The following is a 22436-nucleotide window of genomic DNA, read 5'->3' on the forward strand; positions in this document are numbered from 1 at the left end:
GCCGGACCCGGGCCAGTTCCGGACCGACCCGCGCCGTCAGGCGACGGCGGCCCGCGTGACGCGCACCGGGGCGTCGTGGCCGGCGCAGATCCACTCGATGCCCTCGGCGGAGATGCGCTCGTCGAGAGCGACCTGGGTCGAAGCGGCCACCGCTCTGTCGCTGATCAGGGGGCCGAAGAATTCGCGCAGGGTGCCGTCATCCGACACCCGCACGGCGTCGCCCACGAACAGCACGGGCCCCCATTGGAAGGCGAGATGCCCCGGCGTGTGGCCGGGCGCGGGCACGACGGCAAGGCCCGGGAAGATCTCGGCGGCGCCCTCGAGCTCGCGCAGCTCGCCGGGCAGCTTCGGCTTCATCAGCATGCCCAGGAACCGGCGGAGCCCGGTGGGCGGGGCGTCGTCGCCACGCAGGATGCGGGCATCCGCCGCACTCACCCACACCGGCACCCCGAGCTCGCGGGCGAGGGCGGCGGCGGCCCCGGCGTGGTCGGGGTCGTAGTGGGTGAGCACGATGTCGGTGACGGGTCCGGTCATCGTCTCGCCGCCGTGCAGCTCGAGCGCGACGGCGCGGGCGCCGCCGGCGAGGCCGGGGTCGATGACGGCCGCGTGGCCGTCGCCCACGACGACGTAGCCGTTCGCGCCCTTCGAATGGTCGAGCTGGAAGCAGCGGTCGGCGATCTTGCGCACGAGTCCCCCTTGTGTCGTTCCCCATTGAAGCACGCGGGCAATAGCGTGGGCGCATGACTCGCTATGCAGCACTCCTGCGGGGAGTGAACGTCAACGGCATCACCATCACGAGCGCCGAACTCAAGGCGCTCTTCACCGAGCTCGGCTTCACCGGCGTGAAGACGGTGCTGGCCTCGGGCAACGTGCTCTTCGAGACGGGGCCGGATGCGACGGGCCCGGATGCGGGCGCGCCGGATGCTCCAGGCCACGCCGTTCTGAAGCGCACCATCGAGCAGGCCCTCCGCGAGCGCTTCGGCTACGACGCCTGGATCGTGCTCGTCGAGCACGCCGATCTCGCCGCGATCGCCGCCGGCTACCCCTTCGACGAGACCGAGGAGCTGCAGCCCTACGTGGTGTTCACCTCGGAGGCCGCCGTGGCCGAGGAGATCGTCGCCCACGCCGCCGAGCCCGACGCCACGAGCCACGGCGAACGCGCGCTCCCCGGCGCCGGCGTCGTCTACTGGGAGCTGCCGAAGGGCTCGAGCACCCACACCGCGCTCGCGAAATACCTGGCCAAGGCGCGCTTCAAGGCCACCACGACCACCCGCAACCTGCGCACGCTGCGCAAGCTGCTCTAGCCGGCGGCGCCCTGGCGCGCGCGGTAGGCGATCACGTTCATGCGGTTGCCGCAGTTGCCCACGTCGCAGTAGCGCTTGGAGCGGTTGCGCGAGAGGTCGACGAGCACGGCGGCGCAGTCGTCGGCCGCGCACTCGCGCAGGCGGTCGAACTCGTCGGTGCGGATGACGTCGACGAACGCCATCGCCAACTCCACGCGCATGCGGGTGGCGAGGGGGGCATCCGCCGCGGTGGCGTGCAGGTGCCAGTCCCAGTCGCCGTGCCGCTCGAGCTGCGGCAGGGCGTTCGCCTCGCGCAGGATGCTGTTCACCAGCGCGACGGCCGTGTCACGGTCGACCTCCCAGAAACGGCGGAACTCGGGGCGGAGCGCCCGCACGGCCTCGAGCTCGGCCTCGTCGTGGTCGCGACGGCCGGAGTAGCCGCTGTCGTCGAGCAGGCGCTGGAGCACGTCGATGTCGGTGAGCTCGTCGTCACGGGAGTTCGACGCGCCCTCGCTCGTGTTGATGAGCGTGGTGGCGAACGCGAGGGTCGCCTCGGTGTCATAGGCAAAGACCATGTTGACTCCTGACATCGCCGGTCGGTAGTGTCACCAGTGTAATCGTGTTGACTCCTGACAGAGTCGAACACGGCAGCACGCCCCACGCCCTCCGCACTCCGCACTCCGCACGCCGAGAGAAGCCGCCATGTCCGTCACCGCCCGCCGCCCGGCCGCCGCCGTCGCCGCCGCGCGCCCCGGCGGCTCGTCGGCATCCGGGCTCGTTCTGGCCGTCGCCTCGGCGGTGGCCTTCGGCACGAGCGGGCCGTTCGTGAAACCGCTGCTCGACGCCGGCTGGTCGCCGGCCGCCGCCGTCGCCGTGCGCGCGGGCGCGGCGGCGATCGTGCTGCTGGTTCCGACCCTCTTCGCGCTCCGGGGCCGCTTCGGCAGCCTGCTGCGCTCGTGGCGGCTCATCCTGGCCTACGGCCTCGTCGCCGTCATCGGAGCCCAGGTCTTCTATTTCGCCGCCATCGGCCGGCTGCCGGTGGGCGTCGCGCTGCTGATCGAGTACACCGCGCCCATCCTGCTCGTGCTGCTCGCCTGGGCGCGCACCCGCGTCTCCCCGCCGGTGCTCACGATCGTGGGCGCGGTGCTCAGCATCATCGGGCTCGCCTTCGTCATCAACCCCTCCGGCGTCGAGGGGCTCGACGCGCTCGGCATCGTGTTCGCGCTGCTCGCGGCGCTCTGTCTGGCCGGCTACTACCTGCTCGCGGCCGCCCCGATGGGCGATCTACCCCCCGTGGCCCTCGTGAGTTCGGGGCTGCTCGTCGGCAGCATCGGCCTCGGCATCATCGGCGCGATCGGCCTCGTGCCCTTCACGGTGTCGTTCGCCCCGGTGCCCCTCCTCGGCTCCGACGCCGTGCCGTGGTTCGTGCCGATGGGCGTGGTGGTGCTCGTGGCCACCGCCTTCGCCTACCTCGCGGGGCTGCTCGGCGCCGGCCGGCTCGGCTCGCGCGTGGCCTCGTTCGTGGGGCTCATCGAGGTGCTGTTCGCGGTTCTGCTGTCGTGGCTGATGCTCGGCGAGGTGCCCACCTGGCTGCAGGCGGTGGGCGGGGCGTTCATCATCGCGGGCGTGGTGTTCGTGAAGCTCGAACGGCCCACGGATGCGCCGGAGCCGTTCACCCCCGACCCCGCGGGGCCCGCTCCCGCGGTGGCACCCACCGTGACGTCCGCACCCACGCCAACCTCGGGGTCGTAGCGGCCTCGGCGTCCGCCCCGGTATCCGGCGCACGCGCGAGCGACGGCGCGCATCCACGTCCGCACGACCGGCAGCGCGCATGCGGGTCGGCGTCCGGCACTGCGCGCCGGGCAGCATGTATCCGGCAGCGCACGTCCGGCAGCACGCGCCCGGCAGCATGTATCCGGCAGCACGCGCCCGGCAGCGTGTGTCCGGCACCGCACATCCGGCAGCACGCATCCACGTCCGCACAACCGGGAGCCCGCATGCGGGTCGGCGTCCGGCACCGCGCGCCCGGCAGCACGCGCCCGGCAGCGCGCATCCGGCAGAACGCATCCGGATTCTAGAATCGCTCCATGACGACGGATGCGGTGCTCCTGTTCTCGTACGGAACGCTCCGCCAGCCCGAGGTGCAGCTGGCCACGTTCGGGCGGTTGCTCGAGGGACGCGAGACCGCCGTGGTCGGCTACCGGCTCGAGTGGCTCACCATCACCGACCCGGCGGTGATCGCCACGAGCGGGAGCGACCGGCATCCGCTGCTCGTGCCCGCCGGGCCGGGCTCGCTGGAGGCGCGCGTGAGCGGCACCGTGTTCCGGGTCACTCCCGCCGAGCTGCTGGCCGCCGACGACTACGAGGTCGACGACTACACGCGGGTGCTCGTCCCCCTCGACACCGGCGAGGAGGCCTGGGTCTACGTGTTCGCCGGAACCTGACCCCCGCGGCCTTCCCACCCCGCATCCCGCACTACCCCGAACCGACGGAGCGCGGCGCGGATCGCGGCGCCAGCATCCGTCGTTTCCGGAAACCGGCCCGGAACTCCGTCGTTCCGGGGGCTGCACGAGCCCCCCCCGGGGGGGGCGGGCTGGCGTCAGCGGGGGCGGCGCTCGACGATGGTGGTGACGACGTCGACCAGCTGCGGATCGGCCGGCGCCGAGCCGAAGCCGAAGCGCACGGGCGGGTCGAGCGGCGCGAACCCTCCCAGCTCGCCGCCGTCGAAGCACCCCGCGGCCCAGACGATTCGCCGCGCGGCGGTGGCTCCGTAGTACTCCCGCCGACCCGCGCCAGCGCTGCCGGCCGTGCGCAGCCCCGGCCCGACGACTCGCGCGATCGGGTCGATCGCCGTCGCCCACGCCGGGCTCGTGGCCAGCCCGCGCGGCACCGCCCGGAGCATCCGCCCGAGCCCCGAGAGCCGCCCGACCCGGATGCGCACCCGCAGCCAGTCCGCCGTCTCGCCCTGCGGGGCGGCATCGCTCGCGGCCATGCTCAAGGCGAACCCCGAATCGGCCGCAGTCGCACCCGCACCTGCACCCGCAGCCGCACTCGCAGTCGCAGTCGCCGCAGTCGCACGCGCACCCGCACTCGCAGTCGCAGTCGCCGCAGTCGCACGCGCACCCGCACTCGCACTCGCACCCGACGCGACCCCCGAACCCACCGCAGCCACAACCCGGCCCGACCCGAACCCCGAACCCACCGCAGCCACACCCCGGCCCGACCCGACCCCCGAACCCACCGCGGCCACCCCCGCACCCGACGCGAACCCCGAACCCGCCGCAGCGACGACGGTCTCCGGGCCCTCGATTGCCGCATCGGCGGTCGAGCCGCTTCCCGCGAGAGCGGGAGGGCGTGCCGGTCCGGCCCAGACCGCGAGGCCGCCGGCCACCCGGCGGTGACCGACGGTGCCGACGCGCACCTCGTCGAAGGCGTAGGTGGCCGACACGAACGCGGCCACCTCCTCGCTCGGGGCGAGCAGGATGCGGTGGCCGCGCGCATCCTCCACCATCACGTCGGCGAAGGCGCCGAGTGGCGACTCCTCCCACATCCCGACCACCACGCGAACCCCGGAGGTGCTGCCGAACCCCGCGATACGACCGCGGAACCGCCACCGCCGCGCATCCGACGCCCCGCCGCCCTCGCCGGCGCTACCGGCCCGACGCGCTCCGCCACCCTCACTCACCGTCATCCCCCGAACCTACGCCTCACCACCCCCACCGCCCCACACCTCCACCCGCACCTCCACCCCGCCCCCGAAACGACGGAGTGCGGCGCGAACGACGGACGCAGCATCCGTCGTTCGGGGCAACGCGCCCGGAACTCCGTCGACCCAGGCGCCACCGGCCCCGCGAAGCGGTCCGGGGACGACGGAGTGCGGCGCGAGAGACGGACGCAGCATCCGTCGTTCTGGGCAGCGCGCCCGGAACTCCGTCGGCTCAGGAGTCAGCGGCCCGCGCGGCGGTCGGGCTCGGTCTGGGCGCGCACGTGGATGCGCTCGCCGTCGCGACTGAAGATGCACATGAGCTCGACCGGGTCGCCGTCGGCGCTGCCGAGCCAGTGCGGCACGCGGGTGGCGAACTCGGCCGCCTCGCCGGGCTTCATCACGATGTCGTGCTCGCCGAGCATCAGCCGCAGCCGGCCCTCCAGCACGTAGACCCACTCGAAGCCGTCGTGGGTGCGCAGCACGGGCTCCTCGGCCGACCCCGAAGCCGAATCCGAACCCGCGCCGGAGCCCGCCCCCGACGGCTCCCGGCCCGGCAGCGTCATGCGCACGGTCTGCATCGGGGAGGTGTCCTTCGACAGGTGCTGCACCACCACACCCGGGCGCCCCGGTGACGGGCGCGACGACGCCCGCCGCACCCGCGGGTCGGGCACCGCGTCGGACACCAGCTCGTCGATCGTGATCTCCAGCGTCGCCGTCACCGGGATCAGCAGTTCCAGGTTCGGCTGCCGCTTGCCGCTCTCGAGCCGCGAGAGCGTGCTCGCCGAGATGCCCGTGGCCGCCGCGAGCTCCACGAGGGTGGCGCCCCGAGCAGTTCGCGCCGCGCGGAGGCGTGCGCCGATGCGCTCGGCCGCCGTCTCGTTCATCGTGCCATTTCAGCACATCGCTTTGCGGTTGTGAAGCCACGAACCGAGGCTGGAGACATGAACGCGAACCCAGAACTGCTCGATGTCATCGTGGTCGGCGGCGGCTCCGCCGGCCTCAACGCCGCCCTCGTGCTCGCCCGCGCCCGCCGCCGCGTCGTGGTGATCGACGTCGGCCTCCCCCGCAACCGCTTCGCCGCCCACATGCACGGCTACCTCACCCGCGACGGCCTCTCGCCGCTCGAGCTCCTCGAGCTCGGCCGCGCCGAGGTGCGCGGCTACGGCGCCGAGATCGTCGAAGGCCGGGCCACGGATGCGCGGGGCACGGCGGGCGGCTTCACCGTCACCCTCGAAGACGGGCGCGAATACCGCGGCCGCCGCCTGCTCGTCGCGACGGGACTGCGCGACGAACTGCCCGCCATCCCGGGGCTGGCGGAACAGTGGGGCCGCGGCGCGGTCGCCTGCCCGTACTGCGACGGCTGGGAGGCGCGCGACCAGCGCATCGGCGTGCTCGCGGTGGGCCCGATGAGCGTGCACCAAGCCGGCCTCGTGCGCCAGTGGTCCAACGACGTGACCCTCATCGGCCGCCAGACCGGCGCGCTCGACCCGGAGGTGCGGGCCGGGTTCGAGGCGCGCGGCACGCGCATCCGGCCCCAGGAGGTGACGGCCGTGCTCTCGGACGAGGCGGGCGGACTCCTCGGCGTCGCCCTCGACGACGGCACGACCCTCGAGTTCGACCGGCTCTTCGTGAGCGGCCGCATGGTGGCGAACGACGAGCTGCTGCGACAGCTCGGCGCGGCCACCGCAGAGACCGGCGGGCCGGCCGGCGCCTGGACGGCCGCCGACCCCACCGGCCTCACGAGCGTTCCCGGCGTGTGGGTGGCCGGAAACTCCGCCAACGCGGGCGCCCTCGTGATCGTGGCCGCGGCATCCGGAGCCACCGCGGCCACCGCCATCAACGCCGACCTCGTGGCCGACGACACGCGCCTGGCACTCGCGGCCGTCGCGACCGTCGCGACCGTCGCGACCGTCTAGCGGATGCGTGAATCTCGAGCACCGACGCCCTCTACGGCCTCGGTGCTCGAATTCCCGTCATTCGTCGTCGCACGACACCCAGCAGCCGGCGCACTCAGCCCTGCGCGAGCACCGACACGTCGTTCCACTTCTCCCAGGTGGCGATGCGGCTCGCGTAGTCGGCCTTCGCGATGCCGAGCGGCGCGGTGCCGAAGAACACGCGCAGCGGCGGCTCCTCGGCGTCGACGATCTGCAGGATGGCCGCCGCCGAGGCCGCCGGGTCGCCCGGGTTCGCCGTGCGCGAGGCCCGCATCGCCGCGACCTGCGCGTGCACCTCGGCGTAGTCCTCGAGCGGCTCGGAGGTCGACGACGACGAGCCGCTCCAGTCGGTGCTGAAGCCGCCCGGCTCCACGAGCGTCACCTTCACGCCGAAGCCCGCCACCTCCTGGGCGAGCGCCTGCGAGAAGCCCTCGAGCGCCCACTTCGAGGCGTGGTAGATGCCCACGAGCGGGAACGCCGAGATGCCGCCGATCGACGACACCTGGATGATGTGCCCCGAGCCCTGCTCGCGCAGGAACGGCAGCGCCGCCTGCGTGATCCACAGCGCACCGAACACATTGGTCTCGAGCTGAGCGCGCGCCTCGGCCTCGGTGATCTCCTCGATGAAGCCGAAGTGGCCGTAGCCGGCGTTGTTCACCACGACGTCGAGCCGGCCGAAGTAGTTGTAGGCCTCGGTCACCGCGGCGAAGTCGGCTTCGCGGTCGGTGACGTCGAGCTGGAGGGGGAGGATGCGGTCGCCGAAGCGGTCGACGAGGTCGGCGAGCGAGGCCGTGTCGCGCGCGGTTGCCGCGACGCTGTCGCCGCGCTCGAGGGCGGCGAGCGCCCATTCGCGGCCGAAGCCGCGGGAAGTACCGGTGATGAACCAGACCTTTGCCATGAGGAGTCCTTCGATTCGGATGCGGGTCGCTCCGTGCGATCCTCGTCAGACGCTACTCTCGCCACCGGCCCGGCGCCTCTAGACTGGCGTCGAATCGGGCCGGGGCCGAGGGGGTGGAGAATGACGTCGTCGACGACGGGATCGCGCCTGCCCGACCGCCGCATCCTGTTCGCGGTGCTGCTCGGCGTCATCCCGCTCAGCCAGTTCCCGATCGACGTCTACACCCCGGCCATCCCCGCGATGGTGCGCGAGTTCGGCACCACGGCGACGCTCGTGCAGAACTCGGTGTCGGCGTACGTGCTCGGCATGAGCATCGGGCTCATCCCGGTCGGCGTCGTCGCCGACGCGCGGGGCCGCAAGCCGACCCTGCTCGTGTGCCTCGCCCTGCTGGCCGCCGCGAGCATCGGCATCGCGCTCACGACCGACATCACCCTCCTGCTCGTGCTGCGCTTCGTGCAGGGGCTGGGCGGATGCGCGTGCATGGTGATCGTGTACGCCATCGCCGCCGACACGGTGCGCGGGCGCGAACTGACGGCTCTCTCGGGCTGGCTCGGCGCATCCTGGGGTCTCGCGCCGGTGATCGCCCCGGCGATCGGCGGCGTACTCGTGCAGTTCGTGTCGTGGCGGGGGATCTTCGTGCTCGTCGCCGCGCTCGCGGCCCTGGCGGCCCTCGCCGTATGGCGGCTGCTGCCCGAGACCCTGGCGCCGGAGAAGGCGTCGCCGGTGCGCCTGCTCGCCGTCGCACGCGTTCTGCGCGCCGCCCTCCGGCGCCCGCTCTTCGTGGGCCTCACGCTCGTGTTCGCCGCGTTCGCGAGCGCACAGCTGCTGTTCGGCGTCGTCGCGCCTCTGCTCTACGAGACGACCCTGGGCCTGCCTCCCGCGGCCTACGGCGTGATCGCCCTGCTCGTGGGTGCGGCGAACCTCGGCGGGGAGCTCGCCACGGGGTCGCTCGCCACCCGGATCTCCTCGCGAGCGCTCGGATTCTCGGCGCTCGCCTCGTTCTCCGCGGGCGCGGTCGTGATCGCTGCGAGCGGGCTGTTCATCGGCCCCGATCTCGTGCTGATCACCGTGGGCGGGATGCTCGTGATGCTGGGGTGCGGCGCCCTCTGCCCACTGGCGTACGGGCTCGCGCTCGGGCTGTTCGAGCGCAACCTGGGCCTCATCGGGGGCCTGACGAGCGCCGCCTGCTACCTCGTGGTCGCCGTCACCATGGGCGCCGCCGCCGGCCTTCCCGACGACACGCAGACCCCTCTGGGCTTGATCTACCTCGGTGTCGGCGTGGTCGGGACCGTGCTCCTCGCGGCCTGCCTCCCCCGCGCGCGCACCCGTTCGGCCCAGCGGGATCGTCGAGCTCTCGGCTGATCGAGACCGCCGAGTCGCGCATCCGAGGCTTCAGCAAATGCGCTTCAGCATTCTCTGCTTGGCGCCTCTATCACTAGATCCCTTGACGTGAGGCCCAATCTGCACCACGGTAGTGCTCGAATGATTAAGCGCTTTGGCATGCGCTGATCCCACGAGCCGCCGGGCCGCGACGATGCGCCCCGCGGAAAGGAGATGCAATGAAGCACAGTCCTCAGAACCGTCGGAGACGATGGCTCGCGATGCTCGGCACGGCGGCACTTCTGGCCGCCGCCCCCGTCGCCCTGGTGTCGGCGCCCGCCTCGGCGGCCTCCACCACCTACTACGTCGACGCGAGCGCCGGCAGCGACTCCGGCGCCGGAACCAGCACCACCACGGCCTGGAAGACCCTCGCCAAGGTGAGCGCCACGACCTTCGGAGCCGGCGACAGAATCCTGTTCAAGAGCGGTCAGTCCTGGAGCGGCCAGCTGCACCCCCTCGGCTCGGGCAGTTCGGGCAACCCCATCACCATCGGTTCCTACGGCACCGGCGCCAAGCCCGTCATCGACGGCGGCGCGCTCACCGGCGGATTCGGCACCGGTGCGGCGGTGTACCTGAACAACCAGAGCTGGTGGACCATCTCGGGCCTGGATGTGAAGAACGACTCGGGCACCGACAACTTCGGCCAGCTCGACTCCTCCACCTGGGGACTGCACCGCGACGGCATCCTCGTGAACAACGCCGGCGGCAACACCCTGCAGGGCATCACCATCTCGGGCAACACCGTGCACGACGTGAACGGATGCTTCAACTGCCAGGGCTACGACGGCCACCTCAACGGCGGCATCGCGGTGATCGCGCAGAACACCAACGACAGCTACGCCGGCGTGAGCATCGTCGACAACACCGTGTCGAACGTGGGTCGGGGCGGCATCGTGTTCTGGGACAACTCGTACTACTCCACCGACCAGACCGTGCTCACCCAGTCGAAGCTGAGCACGGGCGTCGCCGTGGAGCGCAACACCGTCACCGACATCGACAGCGACGGCATCCTGGTGTTCGGCACCGATGGAGCGATGCTGCAGCGCAATCTCGTGGGCGACGCCGGGCAGCGCACCATCACCGGCTCCACCACCGCGGCCTCCGCGGGCCTCTGGCCGACCCGCGCGATGAACACGACCGTGCAGTACAACGAGGTCTACGGCACGCAGACGCACGACACCGACGGCCAGGGCTTCGACGTCGACCTGCTGAGCGTCAACACCGTGGTGCAGTACAACTACAGCCACGACAACGAGGGCGGCTTCCTGCTCATGATGGGCGGCTACTCCTCAGGCCTCGTGGTGCGCGAGAACCTCAGCGTGAACGACGCCTTCGGCGGCGTGAAGGGCGTCTTCACCTTCTCGTACGGCGTGCCGACGAACACCGACATCTACGACAACACGATCTACATCGGTTCGGGCCTGACCTCGAAGCCGCTGTTCTGCGACGGCTGCGACGCGTCGACCACGGGCGCCTGGAGCTTCCGCAACAACATCGTGGAGAACCACGGCTCCGGCGCCTACACCTACCCCGCCGCGAACGCCGTGATCGACTACAACCTGTTCTACGGCAACCACCCCGCGAGCGAGCCGGCCGACGCCCACAAGCTGACGACCGACCCGCAGCTCGTGTCGCCCGGCTCGGCCCCCACCGGCCTGACCGCCGTCACCGGCTACAAGATCGCCTCGACCTCGCCCGCCAAGGGCTCGGGAGTCGTGATCTCGGGCAACGGGGGCAAGGACTACTGGGGCAACCCGCGTTCGGCGACGGCGGCGCCGAGCCGGGGCTTCCATGAGGTCAACACGTTCGCCGCGGCGACCTCGCTCACCGACAACGCCAACGACTGGGCGTCGAGCTCGGCCCACACCTCGAACATGACGATCGACACCACCGGGCCGTTCAGCAACATGGGCGGCGACACCTCGCGGTTCTCGCGCAGCAACGGTTCGGCGGGCTCGGTGACCTGGAACCTCGCCGGCGCCCGCACCTTCAGCGCGACCGTCTACGAGTTCAGCGCGAACACCACGCAACTGGTGTTCGCCTCCTCGCCCGACGGAGTGACCTGGACCACGGTGACCACCTCGTTCACCACCCCGGTGGCGACCACCAACGGCTGGGCGCAGACCACGGCCACGCCGTCGGCGAACCTGCCGGCGGGCACGAACTACGTGCGGGCCACCATCTCGGCACCCACTTCCTGGGCGATCGAGATCGGTGCCATCACCATCACCACCTAGCAGCGGCCGGGGTGCGGACGCGCGCGAGCCGTCCGCATCCCGAACCGCCTCAGCTCTGCCACGGGTCGAGCGGGCCGCCCGCTCCGAAGGCGTGGACGGCGAAGCGCTCGCCCATCCGGCGGAGCGCCGCGGCATCCGGATGCAGTCCGTCGCCGAGCGACCCCGTCTCCTCGGGTGGGAGCAGCAGCCAGCCATCGAGGTAGTGCAGGTTCGGGTCGTCGGAGCGGGCCGCGAGCACCGCGGCGAGCACGTCGCGCACGACCCCCAGGCTGAGCGCACCCTCGGCGAGCGCCGCCGGGTCGCCGCCCGAGCGGGTGGTGCCGGCCACCGGGTCGGTGATGGTGGGCCCGGGCAGCTCCTCGACCGCGGGGCAGGGGATCGGGCCGATGAGGAGCAGGGGCGTCTCGGGATGCCCCTCGCGCACGGTGTCGATGAAGCCGTGCAGCAGCGGTTCGAAGCTGCGCCGGCGCATGAGATCGGCGTTCACGAGGTTGATGCCGATCTCGGCGCTGAGCAGATCGGCCGGGAGGTCGCGCATGGTGCGCGCGACGAACGGGTCGCCGGTGGCGTTGCCGCTGAAGCCGAGGTTCTGCACGCGGAGGCCGGCCAGCTCACCGGGGTGGCCCGGGTGGCCGGATGCCCCGCGCGCCCTGCCCGCGAGCGAGGCCGCGAGCACCGGCCAGGTCTGCGTGGGCGAGAACGCCTCACCGCCCTGACTGATCGAGGAGCCGTGGTGCACCCAGCGGGGCCGGGCGTCGACAGCCGGGACGAGCGGGGCGTCGGATCGCAGCTCGAGCAGCTCGGTGGCACAGCCGTGCGGCAGCCAGAGCTCGACCGCCTTCGGCGCATCGCCGAGCCCCGAGAACGCCACCGTCACCGGCGGCGCGGGCCGCAGCGGCTCGTAGTCCTCCGGCCTCACGAGGGCCGCGCTCTCGACTCCCACCACGCGCTGGGCCACGAGCACGCCGTCCACGACGAGATCGAACCTCGCCGGGTCGGGCGGCACGACTCCCGGGTCGATCATCAGGAGCGACACCTCGAGTTCGAGGGCGTTCGCGCTGGTGGAGAACGCCAGCCGCACGCCGGAGGTCATCCGCAGCACGAAGTCGAAGGCGGGGCTGGGGATCTGGCGACGGGTCCAGGCCGGAAGACGGCGGGGCCGCACTCCGCCGCCCGCCCTCGGCTCGAGCTCGAGCGCGCCCACCACCTCCACCGCGGGCGAAGGGAAGCGCTCGGCGATCATGCGATCACCCACGAGTGGCTCCCGGCGCCCACGGCGAGCTCGCGGCCGTCAGGCAGCCGCACCTCGGCCCGGGTGTTCATCGGCACACGGCAGAAGACGGTCGTGCGCCCGTCGGGGCCGCGTTCCCAACCCGACACGGCGGTGCCGTACGGTGTGCGCAGTTCGGCGGCGGCCCGGCGCAAGCGCGCGGTGGGCCGCGGGGCGATCCGCAGCGCGGCGTAGCCCGGCTCGAGCGGGGCGAGCCCGGCGAGGCAGCGATGCAGCCAGTCGACGACGGCGCCGAGCGCGTAGTGGTTGAACGAGGTCATCTCGCCGGGGTTGATCGAGCCGTCGGGCAGCATGCTGTCCCAGCGCTCCCACACGGAGGTGGCCCCGCGGGTCACCGGGTAGAGCCAGGAAGGGCACTCGGTCTGCAGCAGCAGTTCCACGGCGGTGTCGAGGTGCCCGGTGGCGGTGAGGGCGTCGAGGATGATCGGCGTGCCCACGAAGCCCGTCGCGATGCGGTGCCCGGCCACAGCCACGAGTTCGGCGAGGCGATCACCCAGGCCCGAGCGCGCCTCGGCCGGCCCCAGCTCGAAGGCGAGGGCGAGCGCATAGGCCGTCGGGGCGTCCGAACTCAGCCGGCCGTCGGCGAGCACGTGCCGCTCGCCGAACGCCCGGCGGGCACTCCGGGCCGCATCGGCATAGTGCACCGCCTCGGCCGAGCGGCCGAGCGTGCGGGCCGCCGACGCCACCAGGTCGAGCGAGCGGATGAAGTAGGCACCCGAGACGAAGTCGGCACTGGTCGCCGCCTGCTCGGGGTGGTCGGGCGGAGCCGCGGGGTCGAGCCAGTCGCCGAACTGGAACCCGCCCTCGATCAGCATCGGGACGCCCGCCCGGTCGAGCAGGTGATCGGCCCAGCGGGTCATGCTCGGGAACTGCCTCTCGAGCAGGCTCCGGTCGCCGAAGCGCTCGTGCAGCACGGTGGGCACCACCGTGGCCGCGTCGCCCCAGGCGGCGACGGGCTCCACCGCCCAGTCGAGCACCCACGGCACCACCACGGGCACGACGCCGCCGTTGGCCTGCTGCTCGAGGTCGAGATCGCGCAGCCACGACGCCAAGAAGGCGTCGCAGTCGTAGAGGAAGGATGCCGAGGGCGCGAACACCTGCACGTCACCCGTCCAGCCCAGCCGCTCGTCGCGCTGCGGGCAGTCGGTCGGCAGTGCCAGCGCGTTGCCGCGCAGGCTCCACACCACGTTCTCGTGCAGTCGTTCGAGCAGCGGTTCGGACGAGCTGAAGCGGCCGGTGCGCTCGAGCTCGCTGTGGATCACGACGGCCCGGTAGTCGAGCGGATCGAGTCCGGGTGCGCCGTCGACCTGCACGTAGCGGAAGCCGTGGAAGGTGAACTCGGGTTCCCAGAGCTCTGGCCCCTCGCCCCCGTGGGTGTAGCGGTCGAGGGCGGCGGCCCGCCGCAGGGGGCGGAGGCCGAGCTCGCCGTTCTCGAGCACCTCGGCGTGGCGGAGCGTGATGGTGTCCCCCGGCTCACCGCGCGACACGAGCCGCACCCGGCCCACGAGGTTCTGGCCGAAGTCGAGCACGGTGGCGCCGCCCGGGGTCGTGATGACCTCGCGAACGGGAACCGTCTCGATGCGCCGCACCACCGGGCTCGTGCGCGCCTCGGGCACGAGCCCGTCGACGACTCGTGCCGGCGCCCAGCTGCCGCCGCCGGCCCGGCGGGCGTCGTGGCTCTCCCCCGCGTAGATGCCGCTCGCGGTGATCGGGCCGTCGACCGAGCACTCCCAGCCCGGGCCCGTCGTGACCGTGCTGACGCTCCCGTCGTCGTGCTCGACGACCAGCTGCAGGGCCGCGGCCGGGACGGTGCCGTAGACCGGGGCGTGCTGCTCGCCGAAGCCGTACGACTCGGTGAACCAGGCGCCCGCGAGGCCGATCTCGATGGTGGCGGAGACGGGTCCCGCGCCCTCGGCGGAGAGCAGGGCCGTCACGTCCGCGGTGTCGTGCACCAGGCGGAAGGGGTAGGAGGTCCAGCCCGGAGCGAGCACGCCGTCCCCCACCCGGGTTCCGTCGATGTCGACGGTGATCGCCCCCAGCGCCGTGCTGTACAGCGTCGCCCGCTCGACCGGACGCTCGAAGGCGACGCGCGCCCGGAACCGGGCGGGGCCGGTGTGCGCCCCCGCCGAGAGGAAGGAGGCCCGCCATTCGCCCTCGGCCAGGAAGGCCGCGGTCACGGGCTGCGGGTCGCTCCAGTCGGAGACCGACCCGTCCTCCCCGCGCACCCGCACCGAGAGCTCGACCCGTTCGCGCGGCCGGAGCGGCGGGAACGGCCAGGCGACGTCGACCGACGCCCGCCCGGCGAGCCGGACGCCTCGCTCCAGACCCGAGTCGGTCGAGACCAGCCTGAGCTCGGCCGACTCCTGCCGCCAGTCCTCGACGTCGCCGCCGGTCATCCAGCCGAGCGCGGGGGCGGCGTCGGGCGACCACGCGGAGAGCGGATCGCGGCCGATCCGCACGCGGTCGACGCGCGGTCGCTGGGTCATGGGCTGTCTCCTTCGGCAGTCGCGCACAGGGCCTCTCCGCGACGCGGCCCCCGCATCCGGGGTCCCACTGTCGCCGAGCAAGTGATAAAGCGCTTTGGCAATTTCGTTCTAGACTATAGCCATGATTGACGGAGTGGTTGATACGGCATGGTCAGGCGTCGCGGATGCGTTCCGCGAGAACATCGAATCCGGGCTCGACGACGGCGCGAGCCTCGCGATCTCGGTGCACGGGCGGCCGGTGATCGACCTGTGGGGCGGCGCCGATCCGCTCTCCGGGGCACCGTGGCGCGAAGACTCGGTGACCATCGGGTTCTCGGTGAGCAAGGGCGTGTCGTCGATCGCCCTGCTCCAGCTCGTGGAGCGCGGGCTCGTGGACCTGGATGCGCCGGTGGCGCGCTACTGGCCCGAGTATGCGGCCGCCGGCAAGGAGACGGCGACCGTCCGCGAGATCCTCACCCACCGTGCGGGCCTGCCCGCCTTCGAACTCGACCCCATCGAGCAGGTGCTCGACTGGGAGCTCACGACCGCGACCCTCGCGTCGCAGCCCCGGCAGTACGACACCTCGAGGTATTTCGTCTACCACGCGCTGAGCTTCGGGTTCCTGGTGGGCGAGATCGTTCAGCGTGTGAGCGGTCTGCCCTTCGGGCAGTATCTGCACGAGAACATCACGGGTCCGCTCGGCATCGACCTCTGGATCGGTCAGCCTGCCTCGATCGAGGGCCGTTACCTGCCCTCGATCACGGGCGACGCCTCGGCGGAGGCGCCCGTGCTGCCCGACGACGGCGTCTGCCGCGCGGCGGCGCGCGCCGGCTCGCAACTGCTGCCGATGTTCCGGCAGATCGACGGGCGGCCAGGCACCGAGGCCTTCAACCGCCCGGAATTCCGCGCCGCCGTGCTGCCCGCGGGCAACGCGGTGACGAACGGTCGCGCGCTCGCCCGGCTCTACGCCGCGTGCCTGGGCGACGTCGACGGCGTGCGGCTGCTCGGCCCCGCGATCGTGGCCGAGGCCGCGATCGATCAGGCAGGCGGCATCCGCAAGCCCGACTGCACCGCAGCCGACCCGTGGGATGCCGGAGTGCAGCAGCTGTGGGGGCTCGGGTTCGAGATCTCGAACTACGAGATCCCGATGCTCGGCGAGGGCTCGTTCGGGCACTCCGGCATGGGCGGCCGCCTCGGCTTCGCCCACCTCGGCTCGGGGGTGTCGTTCGGCTACGTGAGCCAGCGCATGCTCTACCCCGAGCCGCCGGCGCTCGACCCGCGCACGGTTCGCCTTCTCGACGCGGTGCGCGCAGTCCTCTGATCACGCCGCGAGGGCGACGGCACGCGACACCCCACGGTCGCGCGCCGCCGCCCGGTTCGGGAGCGGCCTCGAGCAGGGCTCAGGCTCGGGGGCGCAGCGCCTCGAACTGCCGCAGCACCAGCGGGGCGAGAGCCCGCAGCCGCACGAGCCGCGCGCTGCGCGGGCTCGCGATCTCGAACGGGCGCAGCTGACCGGGCCAGAGCCAGATCTCGCCGGCCCGCTCATCGAGCACGGCCCAGTGCACCCCGTCGTCGCTCGACTCCAGCGCCCACGCCCCGATGCCGGGCGCGTCGCCCGTGAGCGTGTACAGCACGGCAGGCGAGCCGGGGGCGAGCTCGAACACCGCGGCCTCGCCGGGGGCGAGCTCCACCGAGGCGGCCGCCAGGTCGTCGGCCAGGGCCGGCCGGTCACTGCCGACCACCGCATCCTGCAGCCGGGCGAAGCCCTCCTGCCGCATCACCCCGCCGAGCGAGGCGGGCTCCGCATCGGGCCCGGAGCCCCAGAGCGAGGGCTCGGGACCGAGCGTGAACTCGATCACGGCCCCGGCCGCGATGCGCTCGTGCGGCAGGGCGAGGCTCGGCCACGGCTCGCCGTCGACGAGCACCGACTGCACGTAAGGGCTGCCGGGCGCCTGGCCGTGGGCGATCACCTCGATCACGCCTCCGCGCGGGGCGTCGACCGACATGCGCGGGAACAACGGCGAGCCGAGGACGTACTCCCCCGAGCCGGGAACCAGCGGGTAGAGCCCGAGCGCGGCGAAGAACCACCAGGCCGACATCTCGCCGTTGTCCTCGTCGCCGGGGTAGCCCTGCCCGATCTCGGAGCCTGTGAACAGCCGGGCGAGCGCCTCGCGCACGATCGCCTGCAGGCGCCAGGGCGCGCCCGCGAACGCGTACATGAACGGGATGTGGTGGGCGGGCTGGTTCGACAGCCCCCACATGCCCAGGCGCAGGTCGCGCGCCTCGGTCATCTCGTGGATGACCGTCGGGTATTCGCCGCGGAACGCCTCGCGGGCGGTCTCCGGCGTGGCGAAGAAGCCGTCGAGGTGCGCCCGGAGCGCGTCGCGCCCGCCGTGCAGGGCGGCGAGGCCGGCGCCGTCGTGCGGGGCGCTGAAGGCCATGCCGTAGGCGTTGGTCTCGGTGTAGTCGCCGCCCCAGACGCGCGGGTCGAAGGGCTCGGCGTCGGGATGCTCCGCGCTGGCGCCGCGGAAGAAGCCGGTTCCGCGATCGAAGAGCTCCTCGTGGGCGAGGGCCCGTGAGGCGAAGTAGCGGCGCTCGGCCGGCGCATCCACGAGCCCGGCCAGAACGAAGAGGCCGTAGTCGTTGAGGGCGCTCTCGAGGGTCCAGGAGAGCCCCTCGGGAACGCCGCGGCCCATCCGCCCGCGGAAGAGCGACTCGGCCTGGCCCTTGCGCCCGACGGCGGCGGATTCCGGCAGCGCGGTCGCGTCGCGCAGCGCCGCGAGGTAGGCCTCGCGCAGCTCGAGACCGGGGGTCCGCTTCATGGCCGCATCCGCCGCCACGATGTCGAAGCTCGTTCCCACCATCGCGTCGAGGTAGCCCGGAGCCGACCAGCGGGGCACCCAGCCACCCTCGCGGTAGTGCTGCACGAAGCCGTCGAGCAGTTCGCCGGCGCCGTCGGGCTCGAGCAGCAGGAGGGCGGGCCAGATGGTGCGGTAGGTGTCCCAGAATCCGTTGTTGGCAGAGAGGGGGCCGGGCAGCACGGGGAGCCCGGTGTGCGCGGCCGTGTGCACCGGTGCGGCGGTCACCGCGGTGCTCGCGTGGGCCTCGGTGCCGTCGGGCAGCAGCTCGCCGAGCCGATTGGGGTAGAGGAACATGCGGTACAGGTTCGAGGCGAGAGTGACGAGCTGGTCGTCGGTGGCGCCCTCCACGCGCACCCGGCCGAGCAGGGCGTCCCAGCGCTCGCGGGCGGCCCGCGCCACCGCCTCGAGACCACCAGCGGTCTCCCGCTCTGCGGCGAGCCGGGCCACCTCGGTCGAGATGAGCGAAGTGCCCACCCGGAGCGTGACCTCGCGCACGCCCGCGGCGAATCGCAGCACGCGCCTCGGCGAGTCGTCCGGCGAGTCCGCCGGCTGCTCGCACGCGAGCACCGGGTCGCCCACCGGGCCACCGTCGTGCTCCGCATCCGGCCCCGCGTCGCCTTCCACCGTCACGTGCACGAAGACGCGCGGAATCTCGTGGCCGTGCACCGAGCTGCCGTCGACCCAGCCGGTGAGCACCCCGGCGGCGTGGTCGTAGTGGAATTCGCCGCCGGCGAGGCAGTCGACCACCACCCAGCCGCCCCCGGCCGGGAAGCCGAATCGCAGCACCACCGAGTGGTCGCCCGCCGTCGCCTCGGCCGTGAGACCACCGTCGAGCTCCACCCGATAGCGATGCGGATGCGCCGTCTCGCGCGCGTGGTCGAACCCGGCGGCGCGCGCGGCCGGATCGCCCACCGGGGCGCCCGCGCCCGGCATGAACTGCACCACACCCCAGTCGCCCACCCAGATGCTGGCCGAGTGCGAGACGGCGAGGGCCTGCAGCGCGGGCCGGTGGGTCTCGCCGTGCTTGTTCCAGGTGTAGTTCCAGTGCGGGTTCGACACGTCGGTCATCGGCGTGGCGAACACCCCGCCGTGGGGCACCGCCACGAAGGGCGCGGTGTTGCCGCGCGAGAGCCAGGGCGAGGAATGGGTTCCGCGGCGCGTGTCGACGAGCTCGGCGAGCGGGCGCGAGCGGTCGAGCCCGACCCGGGGAACCAGCCCGACACCGTCGAGCCACCCCTCGAGCAGCGCGCCGACGGAGCCGCTCGGCTCCGGTGTGCGGGCCACGAGCTCGAGGGCGACGGCGACCCGCGGGTCGTCGGCGCCGAACGTGATGCGCCGCAGGTTCCATTGATCGGGCGCGATCGCGTGCCCGGCGAACGACCCGGCCGCGTCGGCCGGCAGCCCGTACTGGTCGAGCACGGTGCCCGCCGATGTCGCGCCGTCGAGCAGGCGTGAACCGTCGTCGAACAGAACGTCGACCGCGACGGCGCTCGCGCGGAACCCGTCGGCGATCTCCTCCGCATCGGCGTCGAACACCGGCAGCACCGCGTAGCGCAGCTCGAGGCCGGCAACCGGCGTCGGAGCCTGCTCGGCGAGCACCGCGCGGGCCGATACAGCCCCGCCGCCCGGCAGCTCGTAGCGCAGAGGCTCGTCGCCGAACAGCCCCGACCGCGCGGCCGCCGGCGCTGCATCCGGTCCCGCGCCCGGCACGACCCGCAGCGCGCTCACCGCGCACCTCGCATCGTCACCCGCGTCGCCCTCCGAAGCCATTCCGTGCCCTCAGCCCGCGACGGCCACGTGCGCGGCGCGGGCCGTGTGCACGACCCCTGCCACCGCATCCGCGTCGAAGCGCTCGGGGTGCCGGGTGCTGACATGCCAGGTCTCCGTCTCGCCGGGCAGGAGCGTCACGAGGTTGCGATCGCTGTGAGCATTCTCGTCGATCGACCCGGGGAGCAGGCAGGTGTCGCGCAGCAGCGAACCGGCCGTGAGCGTCACGGCGACTCCGCCCGGCTCGGTGGCGAGCTGAACGGAGAACTCCGCCGGCGCATCCGGGAACTCCTTGTCGTAGCCCCCGAGGAGCACCGAGCGGATGCCGTCGGCCGTGAGTACCAACGCCTCGTCGACCGCGAGCGGCCCCTCGAGCACCGAGCTCGGCACCGGAACCGCGATGGTCGCGAGGGCACCGGCCTCCGGTCGCAGCTCGGCGGCCGCGAGCCTCTCCGACGTCGACCACCGCTCGACGGTGACGACCGGCCGCCAGGCCGCGCGCGCCTCGTTGCCGAGCACGATCATCACCTCGCCGGAACCGGCCTCGGAACGGGCCTCACGCCGCTGCAAGGTGGCCACCCGGTCGGCGAACGCACGGCGCATCGCATAGGCCGCCGGCTTCCAGCGCGCCGCCTTGTCGATGACCGACCACGAGATGGCGGGCCAGCAGTCGTTGAGCTGCCACACCACGGTGCCCGAGCACCACGGCGACAACGAGCGGAAGTACTCGATGCCGAACCCCACGGCGCGGGCCTGCGTGAGCTGCGCCAGCCAGTACCACTCGTCGAAGTCGTCGGGCACGCCGAAGTTCACGCCCATCACGTCTTCGATGCGCTCGGTGCCTCCCACGGCCTTCTGCCGCTGCACGACATCGCGGCTGAAGGGCGCCGGCGCCTCGTCGTGCACCACGGAGTCGAAGAGTTCGCGGCTCGGCGGGCCCTGGAAGCCGAACTCCGAGACGAAGCGCGGGCGGATGTCGGTGTACTCCCGGAAGTCGCCGGGGATCCACGAGTGCACCACGCCCCGGCTCGGGTCGTTCGGCTCGCGGTCGCGCGCCCCGGAGTACGGGCTGCCGGCGAGGTAGAAGCGCTGCGGGTCGAGCTCGGCCACGAGCGAGGGGAGCAGCTCGAAGTAGAACTTCTCCCCCCAGGTCTTGCCGTCGAGCACGTTCTCCCAGTCGCGCAGGAACCAGAACCAGACGCATTCGTTGTTGCCGTTCCAGAGCGCGAGGCTCGGGTGCTTCATGAGGCGCGTGATGTTGTCGCGGGCCTCGGCCTCCACCTCGCCCGAGTAGGGCTCGTCTTCGGGGTAGGCCGCACAGGCGAACAGGAAGTCCTGCCAGACCAGCACGCCGAGCTCGTCGCAGAGCTCGTAGAAGTCCTCGCTCTCGAACACCCCGCCGCCCCACACCCGGATGAGGTTGGCGCCGAGCTCGGTGGCCTGACGGATGCGCTCCGAGTAGTCCTCGCGCGTGACGCGGGAGATGAAGGAGTCGTCGGGAATCCAGTTGACCCCGCGCACGAACAGCGGCTCGCCGTTCACGGCGAAGCGGAAGCCGCTGCCCTCGCCGTCGGCATCCTCCGTCTGCTCCACCACGATCTCGCGGAAGCCCACGCGGGAGTGCCAGGCGTCGAGCTGCCCGGCCCCGCCGGCGAGCGTCACCGACACCGGGTACAGCTCCTGCTCGCCGCGGCCCCTCGGCCACCACCGGCGCACCGACTCCAGTTCGACCAGAATGCTCGCCTGGCTCTGCCCGGGTTCGACCCGCGCAGCGACCGTGCGGCCGGCGAGGGTCGCCTCGACGGTCAGGGCGGCGGCGAGGTCGCCGGCGCGCTCGAGGGCCACCTCGAACCGCACCCAGCCGGCCTCGCCGTCGACACCCACCACAGGGCGCACGCCCGCGAGGCGCGCGGTGCTCCAGGTCTCGAGCGCGGCCGTGCGCCAGATTCCCGAAGTGGCGAGGTCGGGGCCCCAGTCCCAGCCGAAGTCGCAGGCCATCTTGCGCAGGAACGGGGGAAGCACGCTGAACGCCGTGGGCCGTTCACCGAACTGCTCCCGGCGCGCGGCGGCGGCGGGGCGCGGGGCGCTGAAGCGCACCTCGAGCTCGTTCACCTCGGCCAGGCCGGCGAGCGGGATGCGGTAGGTGCGGTGCATGTTCTCGGTCGCCGCCACCTCGCGGCCGTTCACGAGCACCACCGCGACCGTGTCGAGGCCCTCGAACACGAGCTCGGTGCGGTCCGCCGCGTCGGCCGGGCGCGCGAAGCTCGTCGCGTACACCCAGTCGGAGTCGCCGATCCAGCGCAGCGCCTCTTCGTTGGTGCCGTCGAAAGGGTCGGGGATGAGCCCGGCCGAGAGCAGGTCGGCGTGCACCGAGCCCGGCACCGCGGCCGGGAAGGCCTCCGCCAGCCGGGGGTCGGCACCGGCGGGAACGGAAGCGTCGAGGCGGCCCGTCCAGCCATCGGCGAGCACGGTTCGTGAGAGCACAGCGTTGTCCTTTCGCGGCGGAGTCTGGGCATTTCGTGCGTCTGGCTTGACTTGTCGGGTCACACCGGCGATGCTCATCTCAGTCGATTTGATAAAGCGCTTTGGCAGCGCGGGTCAAAACGTATCACCC

16 protein-coding genes are annotated in these 22436 nt (G+C 72.6%); 7 read left to right on the top strand and 9 right to left on the bottom strand.

Annotation, left to right across the window (positions count from 1 at the left end; genetic code table 11):
* Positions 1 to 36: 36 nt before the first annotated feature.
* Complete coding sequence (locus VD659_RS12650; RefSeq protein ID WP_423261420.1) at positions 37 to 687, bottom strand: MBL fold metallo-hydrolase; 651 nt, start codon at positions 685 to 687, stop codon at positions 37 to 39.
* A gap of 53 nt (positions 688 to 740) precedes the next feature.
* Between VD659_RS12650 and VD659_RS12655 the strand changes: the two genes are divergently transcribed.
* Positions 741 to 1304 carry a DUF1697 domain-containing protein gene (locus VD659_RS12655; RefSeq protein WP_423261422.1) on the top strand — a complete coding sequence of 188 codons (564 nt, stop codon included), beginning with the start codon at positions 741 to 743 and terminating at the stop codon, positions 1302 to 1304.
* Here the strand turns inward: VD659_RS12655 and VD659_RS12660 are convergent.
* Complete coding sequence (locus tag VD659_RS12660; protein WP_423261423.1) at positions 1301 to 1858, bottom strand: CGNR zinc finger domain-containing protein; 558 nt, start codon at positions 1856 to 1858, stop codon at positions 1301 to 1303. The two genes, VD659_RS12655 and VD659_RS12660, sit on opposite strands and share 4 nt — an antisense overlap.
* Before the next feature lie 127 nt (positions 1859 to 1985).
* On the opposite strand from VD659_RS12660, the gene VD659_RS12665 reads away from it, so the two are divergent.
* Together VD659_RS12665 and VD659_RS12670 are read left to right on the top strand one after the other, a co-directional pair.
* Complete coding sequence (locus VD659_RS12665; RefSeq protein ID WP_423261424.1) at positions 1986 to 3035, top strand: EamA family transporter; 1050 nt, start codon at positions 1986 to 1988, stop codon at positions 3033 to 3035.
* 335 nt (positions 3036 to 3370) lie between these two features.
* On the top strand, positions 3371 to 3727 hold the full coding sequence (locus tag VD659_RS12670) for a gamma-glutamylcyclotransferase family protein (protein ID WP_423261425.1): 357 nt from the start codon (positions 3371 to 3373) through the stop codon (positions 3725 to 3727).
* A gap of 155 nt (positions 3728 to 3882) precedes the next feature.
* Here the strand turns inward: VD659_RS12670 and VD659_RS12675 are convergent, their stop codons facing one another.
* Both VD659_RS12675 and VD659_RS12680 read right to left on the bottom strand, forming a co-directional pair.
* Complete coding sequence (locus tag VD659_RS12675) at positions 3883 to 4974, bottom strand: hypothetical protein (protein WP_423261426.1); 1092 nt, start codon at positions 4972 to 4974, stop codon at positions 3883 to 3885.
* Between the two features lie 254 nt (positions 4975 to 5228).
* Positions 5229 to 5873, bottom strand: coding sequence for a helix-turn-helix domain-containing protein (locus VD659_RS12680; protein WP_423261427.1), 645 nt, complete (start codon positions 5871 to 5873; stop codon positions 5229 to 5231).
* A 57-nt stretch (positions 5874 to 5930) separates the two neighbouring features.
* Here VD659_RS12680 and VD659_RS12685 point away from each other — a divergent pair, with 57 nt between their 5' ends.
* On the top strand, positions 5931 to 6905 hold the full coding sequence (locus tag VD659_RS12685) for an NAD(P)/FAD-dependent oxidoreductase (protein WP_423261428.1): 975 nt from the start codon (positions 5931 to 5933) through the stop codon (positions 6903 to 6905).
* 94 nt (positions 6906 to 6999) lie between these two features.
* Here VD659_RS12685 and VD659_RS12690 read toward each other — a convergent pair whose 3' ends face one another.
* Positions 7000 to 7821: an SDR family oxidoreductase gene (locus VD659_RS12690; protein WP_137838291.1), complete on the bottom strand. Its 822-nt coding sequence runs from the start codon at positions 7819 to 7821 to the stop codon at positions 7000 to 7002.
* Between the two features lie 120 nt (positions 7822 to 7941).
* On the opposite strand from VD659_RS12690, the gene VD659_RS12695 reads away from it, so the two are divergent.
* The gene (locus VD659_RS12695; RefSeq protein WP_423261429.1) at positions 7942 to 9183 is read left to right on the top strand and encodes a multidrug effflux MFS transporter; all 1242 of its coding nucleotides are present in this window, start codon (positions 7942 to 7944) and stop codon (positions 9181 to 9183) included.
* Positions 9184 to 9380: 197 nt separating this feature from the next.
* The gene (locus tag VD659_RS12700) at positions 9381 to 11438 is read left to right on the top strand and encodes a hypothetical protein (RefSeq protein WP_423261430.1); all 2058 of its coding nucleotides are present in this window, start codon (positions 9381 to 9383) and stop codon (positions 11436 to 11438) included.
* A 49-nt stretch (positions 11439 to 11487) separates the two neighbouring features.
* Here the strand turns inward: VD659_RS12700 and VD659_RS12705 are convergent, their stop codons facing one another.
* A complete protein-coding gene (locus tag VD659_RS12705; RefSeq protein WP_423261431.1) occupies positions 11488 to 12693 on the bottom strand; it encodes a GDSL-type esterase/lipase family protein in 1206 nt (401 codons plus the stop codon).
* Entirely contained in the window at positions 12678 to 15215 is a 2538-nt protein-coding gene (locus VD659_RS12710; RefSeq protein WP_423261432.1) for a family 78 glycoside hydrolase catalytic domain, read from the bottom strand. The genes VD659_RS12705 and VD659_RS12710 overlap by 16 nt, the downstream gene beginning before the upstream one ends.
* Before the next feature lie 121 nt (positions 15216 to 15336).
* Between VD659_RS12710 and VD659_RS12715 the strand changes: the two genes are divergently transcribed.
* Positions 15337 to 16515: a serine hydrolase domain-containing protein gene (locus VD659_RS12715; protein WP_423261433.1), complete on the top strand. Its 1179-nt coding sequence runs from the start codon at positions 15337 to 15339 to the stop codon at positions 16513 to 16515.
* A gap of 79 nt (positions 16516 to 16594) precedes the next feature.
* Here the strand turns inward: VD659_RS12715 and VD659_RS12720 are convergent, their stop codons facing one another.
* Complete coding sequence (locus VD659_RS12720) at positions 16595 to 19783, bottom strand: GH92 family glycosyl hydrolase (RefSeq protein WP_423261434.1); 3189 nt, start codon at positions 19781 to 19783, stop codon at positions 16595 to 16597.
* 51 nt (positions 19784 to 19834) lie between these two features.
* Positions 19835 to 22306 carry a glycoside hydrolase family 2 protein gene (locus tag VD659_RS12725; protein ID WP_423261435.1) on the bottom strand — a complete coding sequence of 824 codons (2472 nt, stop codon included), beginning with the start codon at positions 22304 to 22306 and terminating at the stop codon, positions 19835 to 19837.
* Between the last annotated feature and the right edge of the window lie 130 nt (positions 22307 to 22436).

The sequence above is a fragment of the Herbiconiux sp. 11R-BC genome (genome assembly GCF_049472555.1).
GTDB lineage: Bacteria > Actinomycetota > Actinomycetes > Actinomycetales > Microbacteriaceae > Herbiconiux.